Here is a 16,202-nt window from a genome sequence, read left to right as displayed (position 1 = left end):
CAACGGAGTTCGATGTTCCCTTCAGGTCAAGCCGGCCGAGCGGATCGCGCTCCCGGCACGGATAAATCAAGCATGCGCTATATTTCTACCCGCGGCCAGGCGCCGGCGTTGGGTTTCGACGAGGTTTTGTTGGCCGGTCTGGCGCGCGATGGCGGCCTCTATCTGCCGGAGAGCTGGCCCACGCTGACGCCGGATCGCCTGCGCAGCCTCGCCGGACTCTCCTACCCTCAGCTTGCTGCGGCAGTGATGCGCCCTTTCGTGACCGGCTCCGCGATTGAGGATCGCTTCGACCGGCTGGTGGCCGAGGCCTACGCGGGCTTCGAGCACAGCGCGGTCACGCCGCTGCGTCAGCTGGATGCCAATGACTGGCTGCTGGAGCTCTTCCACGGGCCCACGCTGGCCTTCAAGGACGTGGCGATGCAGTTCCTGGGCCGCATCTTCGATGCGGTGCTGGAAGCCCGGGATGAGCGGGTGACGATTCTGGGCGCCACCTCGGGCGATACCGGCGCGGCGGCCGTGGAGGCCTTTGCCGGGCGCAGCCGCATCGACCTCTTCATGCTGCATCCCGAGGGCCGTGTCTCCGAAGTGCAGCGCCGGCAGATGACCACGGTGCAGGCCGACAACGTGCACAATCTGGCGGTCCGCGGCACCTTCGATGATTGCCAGGACCTGGTGAAGGCCTGCTTCAACGACCATGGCTTCCGCGACGGTCTGCACCTCTCAGCGGTCAATTCGATCAACTGGGCCCGGGTCATGGCGCAGATCGTCTATTACGTGGCCTCGGCGGTGGCTTTGGGCGCGCCGGAGCGGCGGGTGGCCTTTGCCGTGCCGACGGGCAACTTCGGCAATGTCTTCGCCGGTCACGCCGCGCGCTGCATGGGGCTGCCCATGGAGCGGCTGGTGGTCGCCTCCAACAGCAACGACATCCTGGCCCGCTTCTTCGAGCGCGGAGAGATGGCGATCGAAAGCGTGGTGCCCACGCTCTCACCCTCGATGGACATCCAGGTGTCGAGCAACTTCGAACGCCTGCTGTTCGAGCTGCTGGACGGGCAGGGGGCGGCCGTGGCCGAAACCCTGACCAGCTTCCGGCGCGAGGGGCGTTTCGCCCTGCCGGATGCGGTGATGGAGCAGGTGCGCGCCGGCTTCGACGGTTACAGGCTCGATGACGAGGGGACCGTGGCGGAGATCGCGCGCTGCTATCAGACCTGTGGCGCGGTGCTCGATCCGCACAGTGCCGTTGGTCTGGCGGCAGCCCGGGCGCGGCGCGATGATCCGGCGGTGCCGATGATCACCCTGGCCACCGCGCATCCGGCCAAGTTCCCGGATGCCGTGGAACGCGCTATCGGCCAGCGGCCGGCCCTGCCGCCGCGTCTGGCGGACCTGCATGAGCGCCCGGAATGCCTGACGGTCGTGCCCGCCGACGAGACGCAGCTCAAGGCTTTCATCGGTGCGCGCGCGCGCGTGCAGACGGAGGCGGCATGACGGTGGAGGTTACGCGGCTCGCTAACGGGCTGACGGTCGCCAGCGACAGCATGGCGGAAGCCCAGTCGGTGTCGCTCGGCGTATGGATCGGAGTAGGCACCCGGCACGAGACGCCGCAGAGCAACGGTGTGGCGCACCTGCTGGAGCACATGCTCTTCAAGGGCACCCCCAGCCGCTCGGCACAGGACATCGCTGAGCAGATCGAGGCGGTGGGTGGTCACCTCAACGCCTACACTGGCCGTGAGATCACGGCCTATCATGCCAAGGTGCTGACCGAAGACCTGCCGCTGGGCCTGGAGCTCATCGCCGACATTCTGCAGAACTCGCTCTTCGAGGATGCGGAACTGGAGCGCGAGCGCCAGGTGGTGCTGCAGGAGATTGGCCAGGCGGCCGATACGCCCGACGACATCATCTTCGACCATTTCCAGGAAACCGCCTTTCCGGACCAGGGCGTCGGACGGCCGGTGCTTGGCCGGCCCGACATAGTAAGCCGGCTGGATCGGGACGCCGTGCGCGGCTTCCAGCAGGCCAACTATGGTGGAGACTGCATGGTGCTCGCCGCGGCGGGCGCGGTGGAGCACGCGCGCCTGGTTGATCTGGCGGAGCGTCACTTCGGCGGCCTGCAGCGGGAGAGTCGCGCGGTCACCGACCAGCCGCATTACCGCGGCGGCGACTACCGCGAGGCCCGTGAGCTGGAGCAGGTGCACCTCATCCTGGGCTTCGACGGCATCGGCTTTCGCGATAGCGACTACCATGCCTGTGCCGCCTTCTCGACCGCCTTCGGCGGTGGCATGTCCTCGCGCCTCTTCCAGGAACTGCGCGAGCGCCGCGGGCTGGTCTACTCTGTCTTCTCCTTCGCCGCGGCACAGGTGGACAGCGGAATCTTCGGTGTCTATGCCGGCACCGGCGAACGCGAAGCGCGCGAGCTTCTGCCCGTGCTCTGCGACGAGTGGCAGCGGGTGGCGGAAGAGGGGCTGAGCGACGCCGAATTGGCGCGCGCCAAGGCCCAGTTGCGCGCCAGCATCGCCATGGGACGGGAGCGGAACGAGAACCGCGTCGAGCACCTGGCCAATCAGATTCTCGTACATGATCGGCCGCTTTCGGCCCAGGAGATCCTCGCCAAGGTGGAGGCCGTGGACCAGGCGGATATATCCCGGGTTGCCCGGCGCCTGCTTGCCAGCCGTCCGACCTTGGCTGCCCTCGGGCCGCTCAGCGAGGTCGAAGCCTTCGAGCAGCTCTGTGCGCGCTTCGCAGCGCCGCAGGCGGCTCGGGCTGCTGTCTGAGGTCATGCGGTGCTGCGCCCGCTACTCCTCGGTGGGGCAGCCGGACCGATCCTGACCCATAAGCGTGTTCTGCTGCGCCCGCCCCAGGCCCGCGACTACGACGCTTGGGCGAGCCTGCGCGAGCGCAGCCGCGCCTTCCTGGAGCCCTGGGAGCCGACCTGGCCTGCGGACGCGCTCAGCCGCAGGGCCTGGCGCTGGCGCCTGCGCCATTACGAGCGGGACCAGCGCGAGGGCTGGGGCTACACCCTCTTCATCCTGCGGCGGGACGACCGGGAATTGCTCGGGGGTATCACGCTAGGGAACCTGCGCCGCGGCGTGGCCCAGACCGGCAGCCTGGGCTACTGGATGGGCGAGCCTCATGCCGGCCGCGGCTATATGAGCGAGGCCCTCTTCGCCCTCTTGGACTTTGCGTTCGGCCCGCTGGGCCTGCACCGGGCCGAGGCGGCTTGCCTGCCGCACAATGCGGCCAGCCGCGCCCTGCTGCTTAAACTCGGCTTTCGCGAGGAGGGCATGGCGCGCGGCTATCTGCGCATCGCCGGGCGCTGGCAGGACCATGTGCTCTACGGTCTGCTCGCCGAGGAGTTCGCGGCAAGGCGCCGTCGCTTGCTCGGCGCATGACCAGCCGGAGCCGGGCGGACCCGACCCAGTTACTCGGTTTCGACGATGGCCTTGATGCGCTCCATGCCGCCCACTTCCGGCGCGTAGCTCTCCCAGAAGGGCTTGATGGCCTCCTGCCAGGCGGCACGGTCCACTGGCACCACCTGGGCGCCTTCGCTCTCGGCCAGGGCCATGGAGCTGGCGTGATCCTCGGCCATCAGCGCGTTGAAGTGATCCGCCGCCTCGGCGCCAATCTCCAGGAAGGCCTCCTGCTGCTCCGGCGTCAGGCTCTGGTAGAAGTCCTCCGATAGGAAGAGAATGCCCAGTGCCCAGATGTGGCCGGTTTCCACCACATAGGGTACCACCTCGTGCAGGCGGAAGCCGACGGTGGCTGATTTGGTGAGGTCCATCATGTCGACCACGCCGGTCTGCAGCGCGTTGTAGACTTCGGGAATGGGAATGGGGGTCGGGTTGGCGTCCAGGCTCTCCCAAAGCTGGGTGTGCAGCGGGCTCTGAATCACCCGGATGCTCTGCCCGGCCACGTCCTCGGGGCTGTCCAGCGGCTCCTTGGCCAGGAGGTGCCGGGCGCCGTAGTTCACATAGCCCAGCACGCGGAAGCCCTGCTCGCGGTAGAGTTCGCGGAACTCATCGCCGATGGGTCCCTTCATCACCTGGTCTACATGCTCGGCGTCGCGGAACACAAAGGGCATGTCGAAGACCTGCCCCTCGGGAACCCAGGCGCTCATGTTGGCCAGGGTGGAGAGGCTGCCATGGATGGAGCCGAGGCGCGCGCCTTCCGCCACCTCACGCTCGCCGCCCAGGGAGGCGTCGGTGGCGATGCGCAGATCGAAGGCGCCCGGCAGCCGCTCCTCCAACCGTTCCTCGATGTAGGTCCAGACCAGCGTCTCCGGTTTGTCCGGTCCCAACAGCGAGGCAATGGTGACTGGACGCTGGGCCTCGGCGGTGCCGGCCGCAGCAACCAAGAGGCCGGCCAGCAGCAAGGCTGGCAGCTGGTGCAAGCGCATGAAAAACTCCCTTGTTCCCCAGTTCCCTATTTCGCCCAAGCCTAACGAATAAGCTCCAGCAGGCCAATGGACACCGCCGGGACATAGGTTACGATGGCGAGCCCGATCAGCAATGCGGCCAACAGCGGCAGCAGGGCGCGGAACACCTTGTGCACCGGCGTTTCCGTGACGGTGGCTGCGATGAAGGCCAGCATGCCCACCGGCGGGGTCAGACCGCCGAGCATCAGGTTGACGACGATCACCAGGCCGAAGTGGATCGGATCGATTCCCACCGCCACAACCACCGGCAGGAGCAGCGGCGCCAGGATCAGGATCGCGGCCCCGATGTCCAAAATCATGCCGAAGAGCAGCAGCAGCAGGTTGGCGAGCAGCAGGATCAACCAGGGGTTCTCGGTGAGGCCGGTCAGTCCGCGCACCAGGTCCTGCGGCACCTGCTCGGCGGCCAGGATGAAGGCGAAGGGTGCGGCGGCGCCGATCAGAAGGCCGATAAGCGCGCTTTCCTGGGCCGAGCGCTCGAGGCTCTCCCAGAGGCCCCGCAAGCCGTAGGCGCGGTAGACGAGGAGGCCGAGCAGCAGGGCATAGGTGACGGCCAGCACGCCCGCCTCAGTCGGTGTCACCGCGCCGATGCGGATGCCGCCGATGATTACCACCGCGAGGAAGAGCACCGGGGCGGCGTGAAGCCCGTGGCGCAGCCGGGTGGCGCCATCCGTCCGCCTCCCGGCCGGGGCCTGTCCCTGCCGCCGGGCCAGGAGGTGGACGGCGAGCATCAGGCACAGTGCAAGCAGGAGCCCCGGGCCGATGCCGGCGAGCCAGAGCGCGCCTACGGAAAGGTTGCCTGCGGCCGCCAGGATCAGCAGCGCCACCGAGGGCGGGACGATGTTGGGCAGTACGCCGGAGGCGGCCGTGATGGCGCAGGCCAAGGGCGGTGAGTAGCCGTGGCGGATCATCTGTGGCGCCAACAGCTTGGCGCTGAGCGAGGCCTCCGAATAGGAGGAGCCGGAGATGCCACCGTAGAGCAGACTGGAGACCACGCTCACCTGCCCATGGCCGCCGCGCATATGCCCCACCAGGCTGAAGGCGAAGTCCATCAGGCGGCGGGTGAGGCCACCGGCGTTCATCAGCGTGCCGGCCGTCAGGAAGAGCGGCACGGCGAGCAGCAGGAACTTGCCAGCGCCGTTGACCAGGTTCTGCACCAGCGCCGGCGGCGGCAGCAACGGCAGGGCGACGCCGGAAAGGAACACCCCGAACAACAGCGCGAAGGCCACCGGCACACCCAGGAGCAGGGTGGCGAGAAAGCCCAGGCCCATGACCAGGCTGACCGAGGCTGCCGGCAGGCTCACCGCTTCGACGTGATGCAGCAGCAGATAGAGCAGCGCGCCCAGCAGCAGACTGAGCGGTCCCTGCCAGCGGGCGATGCCCCGCTCGAAGCCGGCCAGCGCGATGCAGAGCAGGCTGGCGAGACAGCTCAGCGGGATGAAGAGGAACTTGAGCCAGACCGGCAGCAGCAGCGCCGGGCTGGTGCCGCCGATGCGCTGCATGAGCTCCAGGCCCGCGATCAGCAGCATGAGGGTGACGTAGGCGACGATCCCGTCGATCAGAATGGCGAGCGCCGGTTGCCACACCGGCGGCAGGCGGTCGCGCAGCAGGGTGAGTGCGATGTGCTGGCGCGCCCTGAGTGCCAGCGGCAATCCCAGAAAGATGATGTAGATGAACAGCCAGATCGCCGCTTCCTGCGCCCAGACCAGGGAGGTGCCCAGGAGGTAGCGCCCGGTGACATTGGCCAGCAGGATCAGGATGAGTCCCGACAGGCAGAGCGTCGCCAGGGCGGCGATGCTCCGGTCCAGGCCGTGGAGCAGGCGGGCCGCCGCGCTTCTCTCAGCGACTGTGCTGGCTGTCACCGGCAAACTCCGCACGGACCGCTTCGTCATGCTCGCCCAAGGCCGGCACGGCTCCCAGGCGGTCTTCCTCCATGCCTGGAACCACTGGCGGCGGCGCCAAAAGCTGCACGTCACCAGCGCTGGTGACGACCTGCACGTAGCGGTTCTGCGGGTGGGCGGCGAGGTCGGGTAGGGTGGAGAGGCGGCCATAGGCGATGCGCGCGGCCTCCAAGCGTTCGATCACCTCCGGCCGAGACAGCGTGCTGAAAACGGAGTCGATCGCGGCATTGAGCGCCGGGCGGTTGGTGACCCGATCGGGACCGCTGGCAAAGCGTGGATCGCCGGCCAGCTCCGGCCGACCCAGCACCTGTTCGCAGAAGGCCAGCCATTCGCGCTCGTTCTGGATCGAGAGCAGGATTCCCTGCCCGTCGCCGCAGCGGTAGAGTCCGTAAGGGGCGATCGTGGGATGATTCAGGCCCGGTCGCTCAGGAGTAATGCCGCCATAGACGTGCTGCAGATAGGGCACGTTCATCCAGTCGGCCATGGCGTGGAACAGCGAGACCTGGATGCCGCGGCCCTGACCGCTGCGTTCGCGGGCGAAGAGGGCCTGAAGCACTGCCTGGTGGGCGTACATGCCGCAGGCAATGTCGCAGACCGAGACCGCGACCCGTCCCGGCTCGGCCGGCGAACCGGTCAACTCCGCCAAGCCCGACTCCGCCTGCACCAAAAGGTCATAGGCCTTGAGGTGTGCCAGCGGGCCGCTCTCTCCGTAGCCGGAGATGTCGCAGGTGATGAGCCGCGGATGGGCGTCGCGCAGCGCGGCGCTGCCCAGCCCCAGGCGGGTGGTGGCACCCGGCGCCAGGTTCTGGATGAAGACGTCGGCGCGCGCGATCAGCTTGCGGACGAGGGCGAGGTCGTCCGCTTGTTTGAGGTCGACCCGGCAGGATTCCTTGCCCCGGTTCAGCCAGACGAAGTAGGCGCTCTCGCCCCTGACATGGCGATCATAGCGCCGCGCGAAGTCTCCCTCGGGCCGTTCCAGCTTGATCACCCGGGCGCCCGCGTCGGCCAGGCGCGAGGCGCAGTAGGGGGCGGCGACGGCCTGTTCCAAAGCAACGACGAGCAGGCCTTCGAGATCGCGCGGCATGGTTTTCCCTTCTTGCCAGGTCCGGCCCAGACTGGTTCCCCAGGCACGGGCGGCGTAGCTTCCTTTAGACAGGCTGTTCTGACAACCACGCGACCCGCCTGAAAGGGAGATGGCACTCATGGCCGAGGCAGACTATGCGCCCCTGTTCCAACACGGGCCCGATCGCACCGACTACGAGCGCCTGGGCGACGGAGGCGTGGTGCGCGAGCGCTGGCGCGGCCGCGACTGGCTGATCGTGCCGCGCGAGACCTTGGCCGATCTGGCCGCGGAAGCCTTCGCGCGCTCGGCTCACCTGCTGCGTCCCAGCCATCTGGCTCAGCTCCGCGCCATCCTCGACGACCCGGACTCCGGCGACAACGACCGCAGCGTGGCCAGGGCCCTGCTGCACAATGCGGTGATCGCCGCCGCCGGCGCTTTGCCGCTCTGCCAGGACACCGGCACCGCCGTCGTCATCGGCGAGAAGGGCGAGCAGGTCCTGACCGGCGGGGAGGATGTCGCCGCCTTCTCGGACGGCATTGCGCGCACCTATGCCACGCGCAATCTGCGATTCAGCCAGCTTGCGCCGCTCTCTCTCTATGAGGAGCGCAACACGGGCAGCAATCTGCCGGCGCAGATCGAGATCGCCGCCGGTCCCGGCAGCGACTACCGGCTGCTGTTCGTCGCCAAGGGCGGCGGCAGCGCCAACAAGACCTTCCTTTTCCAGCAGAACACCGCGCTGCTTTCGCCTGAGCGTCTGCGGGCCTTTCTGGCGGAGAAGGTGGCAACCCTGGGCGCGGCGGCCTGTCCGCCCTACCATCTGGCACTGGTTATCGGTGGTCTGTCGGCGGAGCAGACACTCAAGACCGTGAAGCTGGCGAACTGCCGGGCGCTGGATAATTTGCCGGAGAGCGGCGATGCCAGTGGTCGGGCCTTCCGGGACCGGGCACTCGAAGCGGAAGTGCTGGCGATCACCCGTGAACTGGGGATCGGCGCGCAGTTCGGGGGCAAATACTTCTGCCACGACGTGCGGGTGATCCGCCTGCCGCGTCACGCTGGCTCGCTGCCGGTGGGGCTGGGGGTCTCCTGCTCGGCCGACCGGCAGACGGCAGCAAAGATTACGGCGGAGGGCGTCTTTCTGGAACGCCTGGAGGCCCATCCGGAACGCTTCCTTCCGGAGTTGGACGAGTGCGTGGCGCCGGCGGTTCCCATCGATCTCACCCAGCCGATGGAGGGCATACGGCGCCAGCTTGCGACTTTACCCGTCGGAACCCGCCTCTCACTGACCGGCCCCCTGGTGGTGGCGCGCGACAAGGCCCATGCGGCGCTGTCCGAGCGCCTGGCGGCGGGGGGAACCCTGCCGGACTACCTGCGCGACCATCCCGTCTACTATGCCGGCCCGGCCAAGACGCCCGACGGCATGGTCAGCGGCGCCTTCGGCCCGACCACGGCCTCGCGCATGGACGGCTACATGGAGACCTTTCTCGCCGCGGGTGTCTGGCCGATCAGCCTCGGCAAGGGTAATCGGAGTGCTGCGGTGGCGGACGCCTGCGCGCGCCACGGCGGCTTCTACCTCGGCACCATCGGCGGCGCGGCCGCGGCCATCGCGCGCGATCACATCCGTTCGGTGGAAACGCTGGACATGGAAGAGCTGGGGATGGAGGCCGTGCGCCGGATCGAGGTGGTCGACCTGCCGGCCTTCCTGGTGATCGACGACAAGGGCCGCGACTTCTACCGCGACCGAGCTCCGACCGCAGCATAGGGCATCGCGGAAAACAAGGAAACTTGTTTATCCATTGTAATAAACGCCCACCACTAGATGCAGATCGCTGACCTGGCTGCGGGCGATCTCGAACTCCTGGGCGGGGTTGAGCTGGCGCAGGCGCAGTCGTTCGGCGTCGAGATTGACCAGTTCCTTGACCCAGGCGCGATGCTCCCCCTCCTCGGCTGCCACGATGACCAGCACGTCGCGTCCAGGGCGTACCGGGCGCTGCGGGTGGATCAGCAGCAGGTCGCCCTGGCGATAGCGCGGCTCCATGGAATCGTTGACCACATACATGGCAAAGGCATCGCGCACCGTGGCGAGAGGCGCGGGGCGCTGGATCCATTCGATTGGGTCAAAGGTGACCACCATGCCATCGGGACCGGCCTGGGCACTGGCAAAGACCGGTAAATCGCGCGCATTGAGCAGCGCCCCACCGACCTGTGGCTCCGCCGCCTCCGGTGCGGCGGGCTGGTAGCGCCCCTCGGCCAGGGCCTTGGGGTCGGCGCCCATCACCTCTGCCAGTCGCAGGAGATAGCGTGGGTTGCGGATGCTGCCGGCCTCGAGCTGCTGCACCGCCTGCTGCGACACGCCGAGGCGTGCTGCGAGCTGCGGCTGTGACAGCCCGGCCGACCGGCGCCAGCGCCGCAGAGTCTGAGCCAGCGTATCCATGTACTCATCTTGCCATAGCGCTTCGTGCCTTGCAACAAGGAACATGGCAGATCACAAGAAAAATGGTTGAAAAGAGAACAAACATAGAACATGCTTTTCGGGTCGATAGGCAAGCCAAGAGGGAGGCAGGCGATGGTGGCCCAGCGCAAGGAAAGGCAGAAAACGGTCACGGATGCGGATGAGAAACCTGATCCACTCGACAAGGAAGCAGAGGAGGAGGTGCGGGAAAGTCTGCACGCCATGGCCGCTCGACTGCATCCCGGTGTGGACTGGGAGCGGATGAGCCCTAAGTCCGTGCGGTCTGCCTTGGGGCTGACCCCGGATTCCTGCCGAGAGGGTCGGGAGTATCGTTATGGCCGCCTGGCGCGCGGTGCGGGCGATCCACTGCCCCAAGCGGCCAGTCTGGCGTTCCGGTTGGGGTGGCGCCACGGCAAGCCGGCCAAAGGGCGGCGCCGACGCTGGCGCGCCCGTCCGGCCGGAACGAGGGTGAAAGGAGGCGCGGCATGAAGCGGTGGCGGGGTCATGACGGTTCCGGAAGGGTCGGACGAGGGCAGGACGCGCTTGAGCTTCAGCGGCGGCACAGCCCGACTGAGCGGGTGGATATTCTCCTCGACCGCTGGCTCGACGTGGTGAGCGAAACGACCGTGGTGCGCGAAGAGCGCCAGTCCGTCGAACGCCGTGTGCTGGACGCGCGGCTCTGGGGATCACTGGGAGCGGGGCAGCAGCGCGCAGCTGTGCGGCTGGAAGCCGGCTTCTCCATCCTGACCCGCGGCATCGGCATGCAGGCCAGCGCCATCGGCCGACCGCGGCTCGACGGCACACCCCAGGAGCCGGACTACCCGCAGGAATTGGTGGAGGACTATTTGCGCTGGAGCCGGGCTTGTCGCCAGGACGGGCTTGACCATGACATGGTCATGGACGTGCTCGGCCAGGGCTATTCCTGCGCCGAAACCGACCGACGTCGGCGGCAACGCAAGGGCAGGGCGGCCCAGGGCTTACGCGACGCCCTGAGCCTCTTTTGCCGGCTGCGCGGTTGGCCACCGGAGTAGTGGGTAGGGGACTGGCGCCCAGGGGGTAGACTGTTCCCCTGGGCGCTTGTCAGGAGGCTGTGCTCAGCCCGCTGCCTTCGCGGCGGCGGCCAGGCCGCGGTCGAGATCGGCGAGGATGTCGTCGATGTGCTCGATGCCGATGGAAAGGCGGACGTAGCTCGGCGTCGCGCCGGTGGCCTGCAGTTCTTCCGCCGTTAGCTGCGAGTGGGTGGTGGTGGCCGGATGAATCGCCAGGCTCCGCGCGTCACCAATGTTGGCCACGTGGTACAGGAGCTCGAGCCCGTCGATGAAGGCGCGGCCGGCCTCGATACCGTCCTTCAGTTCGAAGCCGACCAGACCGCCAAAACCGCCCTTCAGGTAGGTTTCGGCGCGCCGGCGCTGCTCCGCATCCTCGTGCAGGGAGGGGTAGATGACCCGCGCCACCTCCGGCCGGTCGCGCAGCCACTCCGCCACCTGCTGGCCGTTGCGGCTGTGTTCGCGGATGCGCAGCGGCAGGGTCTCCAGCCCCTGGATGAACTGGAAGGCGTTGAAGGGGCTCATGGCCGCGCCGAGGTCGCGTAGCAGCGTGACCCGGGCCTTGAGGCCATAGGCGATGGGGCCGAGCGGCTTCACTGCTTCGGTCCAGACGGCGCCGTGATAGCTGGGGTCCGGCTGGGTCAGCAGCGGGAAGCGCTCGGCGTGAGCTTCCCAATCAAAGTTGCCGCCATCGACGATAAGGCCGCCGATCGAGGTGCCGTGGCCGCCGATGTACTTGGTGGTGGAATAGACGACCACGGCGGCGCCGTGCTCGAGCGGCCGGCAGATGATCGGGGCGGCCGTGTTGTCCACGATCAGGGGCACGCCCACTTCACGCCCGATGGCGGCCACCTCGCCGATCGGGAAGACGTGCAGCTTCGGGTTGGGCAGCGTCTCTGCATAGTAGGCGCGGGTCTTGGCGTCGGTGGCCCGGCGGAAATTCTCCGGATCGGAGGGATCGACGAACCGCACCTCGATGCCTTGCTGGCGCAGCGTGTGGGCGAAGAGGTTCCAGGTGCCGCCGTAGAGGTCGGTGGCGCTGACGATGTTGTCGCCGGCCTGGGCAATGTTCTGGATGGAGTAGGCGGACGCGGCTTGCCCGGAGGCCACTGCCAGCGCCACGGCGCCGCCCTCGATGGCCGCAACGCGCTTTTCCAGCACGTCGCAGGTCGGGTTCATGATCCGGGTGTAGATGTTGCCCAGTTCCTTCAGCGCGAAGAGATCGGCCGCATGGTCCGTGCTCTCGAACTGATAGGAGGTTGTCTGGTAGATCGGCACGGCGACCGACCCAGTGGTGGGGTCGGCGCGATAGCCGGCATGCAAGGCAAGGGTTTCGGGATTTCGGGAATTCTGGCTCATGGTTCACTCCTCTTGTGTTCACGTCTCCGGCGCAGTCCGCCAGCGGGCGAGGGGCTCCACGATGCCGTGGCGCTTTAGCATTTGGTGACCCGGAGCAAGCTGCCCCCTCAAATCCCGGGAGCCGGTTGGGCCGGCCAGTCCGCAGCAAAAACAAAAAACACCGCTCGGCCAAGGCCGGGCGGTGCTCCCAACGCTTTAGCCGTACTTTTATAGCGCCCGCAAGCTGTCTCACTCAAATCGGCGCTGTTGATGACCTAGCATTGCCACTCTTCGTCGTCAAGAAAGGCAGCGCCGTTGCTAAACGGCCAGCAGAACAAAGTAGGCTGCGCCACCAATCAGCAGGATACCAGTGAAGCGTGAGATGGTCGCGCCAAAGGGGGCAACCTTCTCCGCCGTCACCAACAGGGTCAGCAGTGCCATCCAGGCCAGGTTCATGGTGCCGCCCACGAAGGCGAGAACCATCAGCGCCCAACAGCAGCCGATGCACCAGCTTCCATGCTTCAGTCCCATCAGCATGGCGCCACGGTCGCCGTCGCGCCAAGCGGACATGAGGAAGCCGAAGGGCGAGCGACATTTGGTCAAACAGGCGTCCTTGAACCCTGTCAGTTGATAGACCCCGGCCGTCAGCAGCAGCGTTGCCGCCACCCAGGGGCTGGTGAGCACGCCCATGGGGGAGAGAACCAGGCCCGCCTGAAGACCCCACTGCATTCCAGTGGCCGCAATGCTGTAGCCGGCCCAGGCAACAAGATAGGCGCTGGTGAAGAGAATGCTCCGCCGCCGCGCCACTTCGGGCTGCCGTCGCGCCACGAGCTGCCTGTACAGCAGCACCATGGGCACTGCGCCCGGCAGCATCATTGCCGCCATCATCACGGACCACATTGCGAACACGGCCGCGACGTTCGTGGGAGTCCATACGGCTGTGCCCGGCATCATCAGGTGGACCAGTCCCGAATGCATACTGCCCGTATGCATGGTCATAGCTGGCCACATAACCAGGCCCCAGGCCACCATGATGGCGGCCAGCAGCCCCGCGAGCGTCGCGGGGCTGCTGGTGCGCAGGATACCTCCTTCGCGTTCCATGGTTCAGCCTTCGTAGGCGAAGGGTGAATAGAAGGCAGTGCGGCCCGTCACGTCGCAGCGGATGTCACCTGCCTGCAGCTTGAAGGTGCTGGACTTCGCGACAGTGGCCGGAAATCCCGGCGCCACAGCGAGTGGATGCCCGCTGATCGAGGCCTTGCCGCCATCGAGTCCTTCGATCGCCTGCAAATCGGCTTCCGCCACGGAACCCACGTCGAGGCGGCATCCCCGGTCGGATTGCTCGAAGCGAATGCGCGCCGGTGTCACCTCCGTCACCTCGCCGATCAGCGGGGATAAATTGGCAGGGTGGCCGCCAGCCGCGCCGGAGAAGATGCGCTGCAGCGCCGCGCGCTGTTGATCATCGGCACGATCGTCGAGATAGAGCGCCACGCGCCAGTTGCCATCCGTCATACGGCCGGGCGAGTGGAGGGCGAGCGCGACGTTGAGGTCTTCCAGCCGGACGCCGCCGTCCTCGCCTTCGTCGATGTGCCAGCCCACCAGCCCGGTGCAGGTGCCGCCGGTCGGCTTCTCGGTGTAGACACAAGGGCAGGCGCCTTCGCAGGTGCAGGCTTCCGCGTAGAATCCTTTAAGGTTCCAACTGGCCATGACAGCCTCCTCTGTGTTGAAGCGGTTGGGGTGAGAGTGTGACCCCGGACTTATTTGCCTGCATGAGGACTGCATGAGAATTTCATGGGAGGGAGTGCCGCGACTGCAGGCTCAGCGGCCTTGGCCGTTTTCCTCCTCTCGAAGGGCGTAGCCGTAGCCGCGCACCGTTCGAATCAGCGCGGCTCGCGTGCCGAGCTTGCGACGCAGGGACGCCACCACGGTATCGACGACGTTGCTCCCGCCGTTGAAGTGTCGCCCCCAGATGTCATTCAGAAGAGCGTCGCGCGCGACCGCCTGGCCGGGACGTTCCCAGAGGTAGCGTATCACCTCGAACTCGAGCGGGGTGAGGGGGACCGGCCCGGCCTCACCGCGCAGGCTGCGTCCTGTGACATCCAGGAGCCCCTGCTCTTCTTCCCCCAGTTCCTTGCCGACGAGCCAGGACAGCCAGCCATCCACCGACGCCGCCCCCATGTCCAGCATTGCCGTGTGGAAGGTGGTGCCCTCGCACTCCACGGCGCACTCCGGGAGCATGCGAAAGCCAAGCTGCGTTGCAACGGCACTGTAAGCCGCCGGCTCTGCCAGGGTCAGGTAGACTCGGCGCAGCCGCGGGCGCTGCTCCATGTAGCAGCGCTTGATGTCGAGCCAGGCGGCCGCCTGCACCGGCGAGGGCTGTTCGCCGTCCCGCCAGCTCAGCCAACGTCGCAGGAACAGGGCGCACTGTCCGCGGGGCAGCCGGTTTTCGCGAAGGTGGTTCCACCAGCGCGCGGTGATGGGATCATCTCGCAGCAACGGTTCCGGCAAGGTCGCCGGATCGAACATCACATAGAATCCGGCAACCTCTTGCTCCGGCTGCAGGACCACGGAAAAAGTCTGGGGTGCGCGCTCCCACAGGCGCTCCAGGGCGGAGCGGCAGCCGGCCGGCTCATGGGCCCCCGCCACAGCCTTGATCGCCGCCCCGTGTTCGGGCTGTGCCTCGGTTATCGCCAGCGACGAGGATTCCCGCGGAAAGAATGCGTCTCGTACAGCCGGGTTGCGCAGCAGATAGATCAGATCAGCGGTATATCGCCACAGTTCACCCCCGTGGGTGCCGGCCGCTGCTTCCCGGAGCAGGCGCCAGGCAGCGCGTCGGGCCTGGCGGAAGCCCTCTGGGTTGCAGGCTTCGAAATCGGCGGCGATCGCTTCACGGATGGCGTCGTGCAGCGACAGACCGCTTTGGTCGGAATCGATGAAGGGGAGGTGAGCAATGCGGTCCAGAAGCGCCTGGCCGCCTGCAGTGGGCGCGACTGCCTCGATCAGGGGCACCGTAATGCGACGGACGACCGAACTGGCGCGCAGGACATCGCGCAGCTCGGAGTCTTCCACCGAACCGAGGTAGAGGCGCGACAGTTGATGGAGAACGCGCTCCAGAGGGGCGTCGCTGTCCAGACCTTCGCTGCGGGCCAGGGTCGCTGCCATCGTGAGAGCGAGCGGGTGGCCGTGGGCAAACCGCACGATCGTTTCTGCGGCATGTGGCGGCGCACCGGCATGTTCGACCAGCTGGCGTGCGGCCGCGTCGTCGAGCGGCCGCAGGTGCAGCGCCCGAAACAGGCCGTGCCAGTCCGGATCCATCAGCCAGGATGGATTGGGAGGAAGGCGGCTTGCGAGCACCAGGCGCGCGCTCGCGGGGAGTGCCGGCAGCAGCGCCTGGCGCAGCCAGGTGTCGAGCAGGCTGAGATTTTCGTAGTGGTCGAGGATCAGGAGAACCGGATGCCCACGTCCGGCCAAGACCCTGCGGGCTTCCAGGGGAGACAGAACCGACTGGCCGAGCGCTTCGGAGAGGCTGTGCAGCAGTCCTGTGGCTGTGGGCTCGATCGCTGTGCCGTCCAAAAGGACGCTCTCGTTCGCGGCACTGGTCGCTTGCTCGGCCAGGTTCCGCAGAAGCGTGGTCTTGCCGATGCCCGACATGCCATGCACATGAGTAACGATGGGGGCGTCCCCGTCCAGGCAGCGCAGCAGCGCGTCCTGCTCGCGCTCCCGTCCGACCATGCCGTGATGGCTGTTTCGTAGCAGGCGGTCGCGGATCGTGCGCACGTCTGCTCCCTGGGCCGGTCCGGACCCTGGTGCCTCTCCGGTGCGCGATCATGGCGTTCGCAATGTTCGAGCGCTGCGCCGGTCAGCTGGAGACGAACTGTGAAATATTATGGATAAATTAGCAATAGGCCGGCGCCATTGCCGGCCAGGGACGGGCAGCACCTTTGGGGGCCGCTTTCACTCGATGTGGGTGGAGTGCTTCACCCTG

General features: G+C 67.2%; 14 protein-coding genes. 6 read left to right on the top strand and 8 right to left on the bottom strand.

The genetic code is table 11. The annotated features are described in order from the left end of the window. The first annotated feature begins 72 nt into the window (after positions 1-72). From thrC to P2G67_RS10960, 3 genes are read left to right on the top strand one after another with little or no spacing between them, the layout of a single operon-like run. Positions 73-1,482 carry a threonine synthase gene (gene thrC / locus P2G67_RS10970; protein WP_275822993.1) on the top strand — a complete coding sequence of 470 codons (1,410 nt, stop codon included), beginning with the start codon at positions 73-75 and terminating at the stop codon, positions 1,480-1,482. Then, positions 1,479-2,765, top strand: a complete 1,287-nt coding sequence (locus tag P2G67_RS10965; RefSeq protein WP_275822992.1) for a M16 family metallopeptidase — start codon at positions 1,479-1,481, stop codon at positions 2,763-2,765. Before thrC ends, P2G67_RS10965 begins: the two co-directional genes overlap by 4 nt. A 9-nt stretch (positions 2,766-2,774) precedes the next feature. Further along, complete coding sequence (locus tag P2G67_RS10960; protein ID WP_322099693.1) at positions 2,775-3,383, top strand: GNAT family N-acetyltransferase; 609 nt, start codon at positions 2,775-2,777, stop codon at positions 3,381-3,383. A gap of 29 nt (positions 3,384-3,412) precedes the next feature. On the opposite strand, the gene P2G67_RS10955 is transcribed toward P2G67_RS10960, so the two are convergent. Genes P2G67_RS10955 through P2G67_RS10945 form a run of 3 tightly spaced genes read right to left on the bottom strand, consistent with a single transcriptional unit; the run spans position 3,413 to position 7,408 of the window. Beyond that, positions 3,413-4,387, bottom strand: coding sequence for a TRAP transporter substrate-binding protein (locus tag P2G67_RS10955; RefSeq protein ID WP_275822991.1), 975 nt, complete (start codon positions 4,385-4,387; stop codon positions 3,413-3,415). Between the two features lie 41 nt (positions 4,388-4,428). Then, positions 4,429-6,285 (bottom strand): TRAP transporter large permease, encoded by a 1,857-nt coding sequence (locus P2G67_RS10950; RefSeq protein ID WP_275822990.1) that lies wholly within the window; start codon positions 6,283-6,285, stop codon positions 4,429-4,431. Further along, complete coding sequence (locus tag P2G67_RS10945; protein WP_275822989.1) at positions 6,263-7,408, bottom strand: CaiB/BaiF CoA transferase family protein; 1,146 nt, start codon at positions 7,406-7,408, stop codon at positions 6,263-6,265. The genes P2G67_RS10950 and P2G67_RS10945 overlap by 23 nt, the downstream gene beginning before the upstream one ends. A gap of 118 nt (positions 7,409-7,526) precedes the next feature. Here P2G67_RS10945 and P2G67_RS10940 point away from each other — a divergent pair, with 118 nt between their 5' ends. Then, a complete protein-coding gene (locus P2G67_RS10940; protein WP_275822988.1) occupies positions 7,527-9,146 on the top strand; it encodes a FumA C-terminus/TtdB family hydratase beta subunit in 1,620 nt (539 codons plus the stop codon). 27 nt (positions 9,147-9,173) lie between these two features. On the opposite strand, the gene P2G67_RS10935 is transcribed toward P2G67_RS10940, so the two are convergent. Next, complete coding sequence (locus P2G67_RS10935) at positions 9,174-9,818, bottom strand: XRE family transcriptional regulator (protein WP_275822986.1); 645 nt, start codon at positions 9,816-9,818, stop codon at positions 9,174-9,176. Positions 9,819-9,950: 132 nt separating this feature from the next. Between P2G67_RS10935 and P2G67_RS10930 the strand changes: the two genes are divergently transcribed. Together P2G67_RS10930 and P2G67_RS10925 are read left to right on the top strand one after the other, a co-directional pair. Next, positions 9,951-10,325, top strand: a complete 375-nt coding sequence (locus P2G67_RS10930; protein WP_275822984.1) for a hypothetical protein — start codon at positions 9,951-9,953, stop codon at positions 10,323-10,325. Then, positions 10,322-10,867 (top strand): hypothetical protein, encoded by a 546-nt coding sequence (locus tag P2G67_RS10925; protein WP_275822982.1) that lies wholly within the window; start codon positions 10,322-10,324, stop codon positions 10,865-10,867. Before P2G67_RS10930 ends, P2G67_RS10925 begins: the two co-directional genes overlap by 4 nt. Positions 10,868-10,930: 63 nt before the next feature. On the opposite strand, the gene P2G67_RS10920 is transcribed toward P2G67_RS10925, so the two are convergent. The 4 genes from P2G67_RS10920 to P2G67_RS10905 all read right to left on the bottom strand — a co-directional run bounded on the left by P2G67_RS10920 (position 10,931) and on the right by P2G67_RS10905 (position 15,994). Further along, entirely contained in the window at positions 10,931-12,241 is a 1,311-nt protein-coding gene (locus P2G67_RS10920) for an O-acetylhomoserine aminocarboxypropyltransferase/cysteine synthase family protein (protein WP_275822980.1), read from the bottom strand. Positions 12,242-12,538: 297 nt separating this feature from the next. Further along, positions 12,539-13,321, bottom strand: coding sequence for a DUF2182 domain-containing protein (locus P2G67_RS10915; protein WP_275822978.1), 783 nt, complete (start codon positions 13,319-13,321; stop codon positions 12,539-12,541). A gap of 3 nt (positions 13,322-13,324) precedes the next feature. Next, positions 13,325-13,924, bottom strand: a complete 600-nt coding sequence (locus P2G67_RS10910; protein WP_275822976.1) for a DUF1326 domain-containing protein — start codon at positions 13,922-13,924, stop codon at positions 13,325-13,327. Positions 13,925-14,035: 111 nt separating this feature from the next. Then, positions 14,036-15,994 (bottom strand): winged helix-turn-helix domain-containing protein, encoded by a 1,959-nt coding sequence (locus P2G67_RS10905; RefSeq protein WP_275822974.1) that lies wholly within the window; start codon positions 15,992-15,994, stop codon positions 14,036-14,038. Positions 15,995-16,202 lie beyond the last annotated feature (208 nt).

The sequence above is a fragment of the Aquibaculum arenosum genome (genome assembly GCF_029222965.1).
In the GTDB taxonomy this organism is placed as follows: Bacteria; Pseudomonadota; Alphaproteobacteria; order Kiloniellales; family DSM-21159; genus Aquibaculum; species Aquibaculum arenosum.
This window is presented reverse-complemented; position numbering and strand designations above follow the sequence as displayed.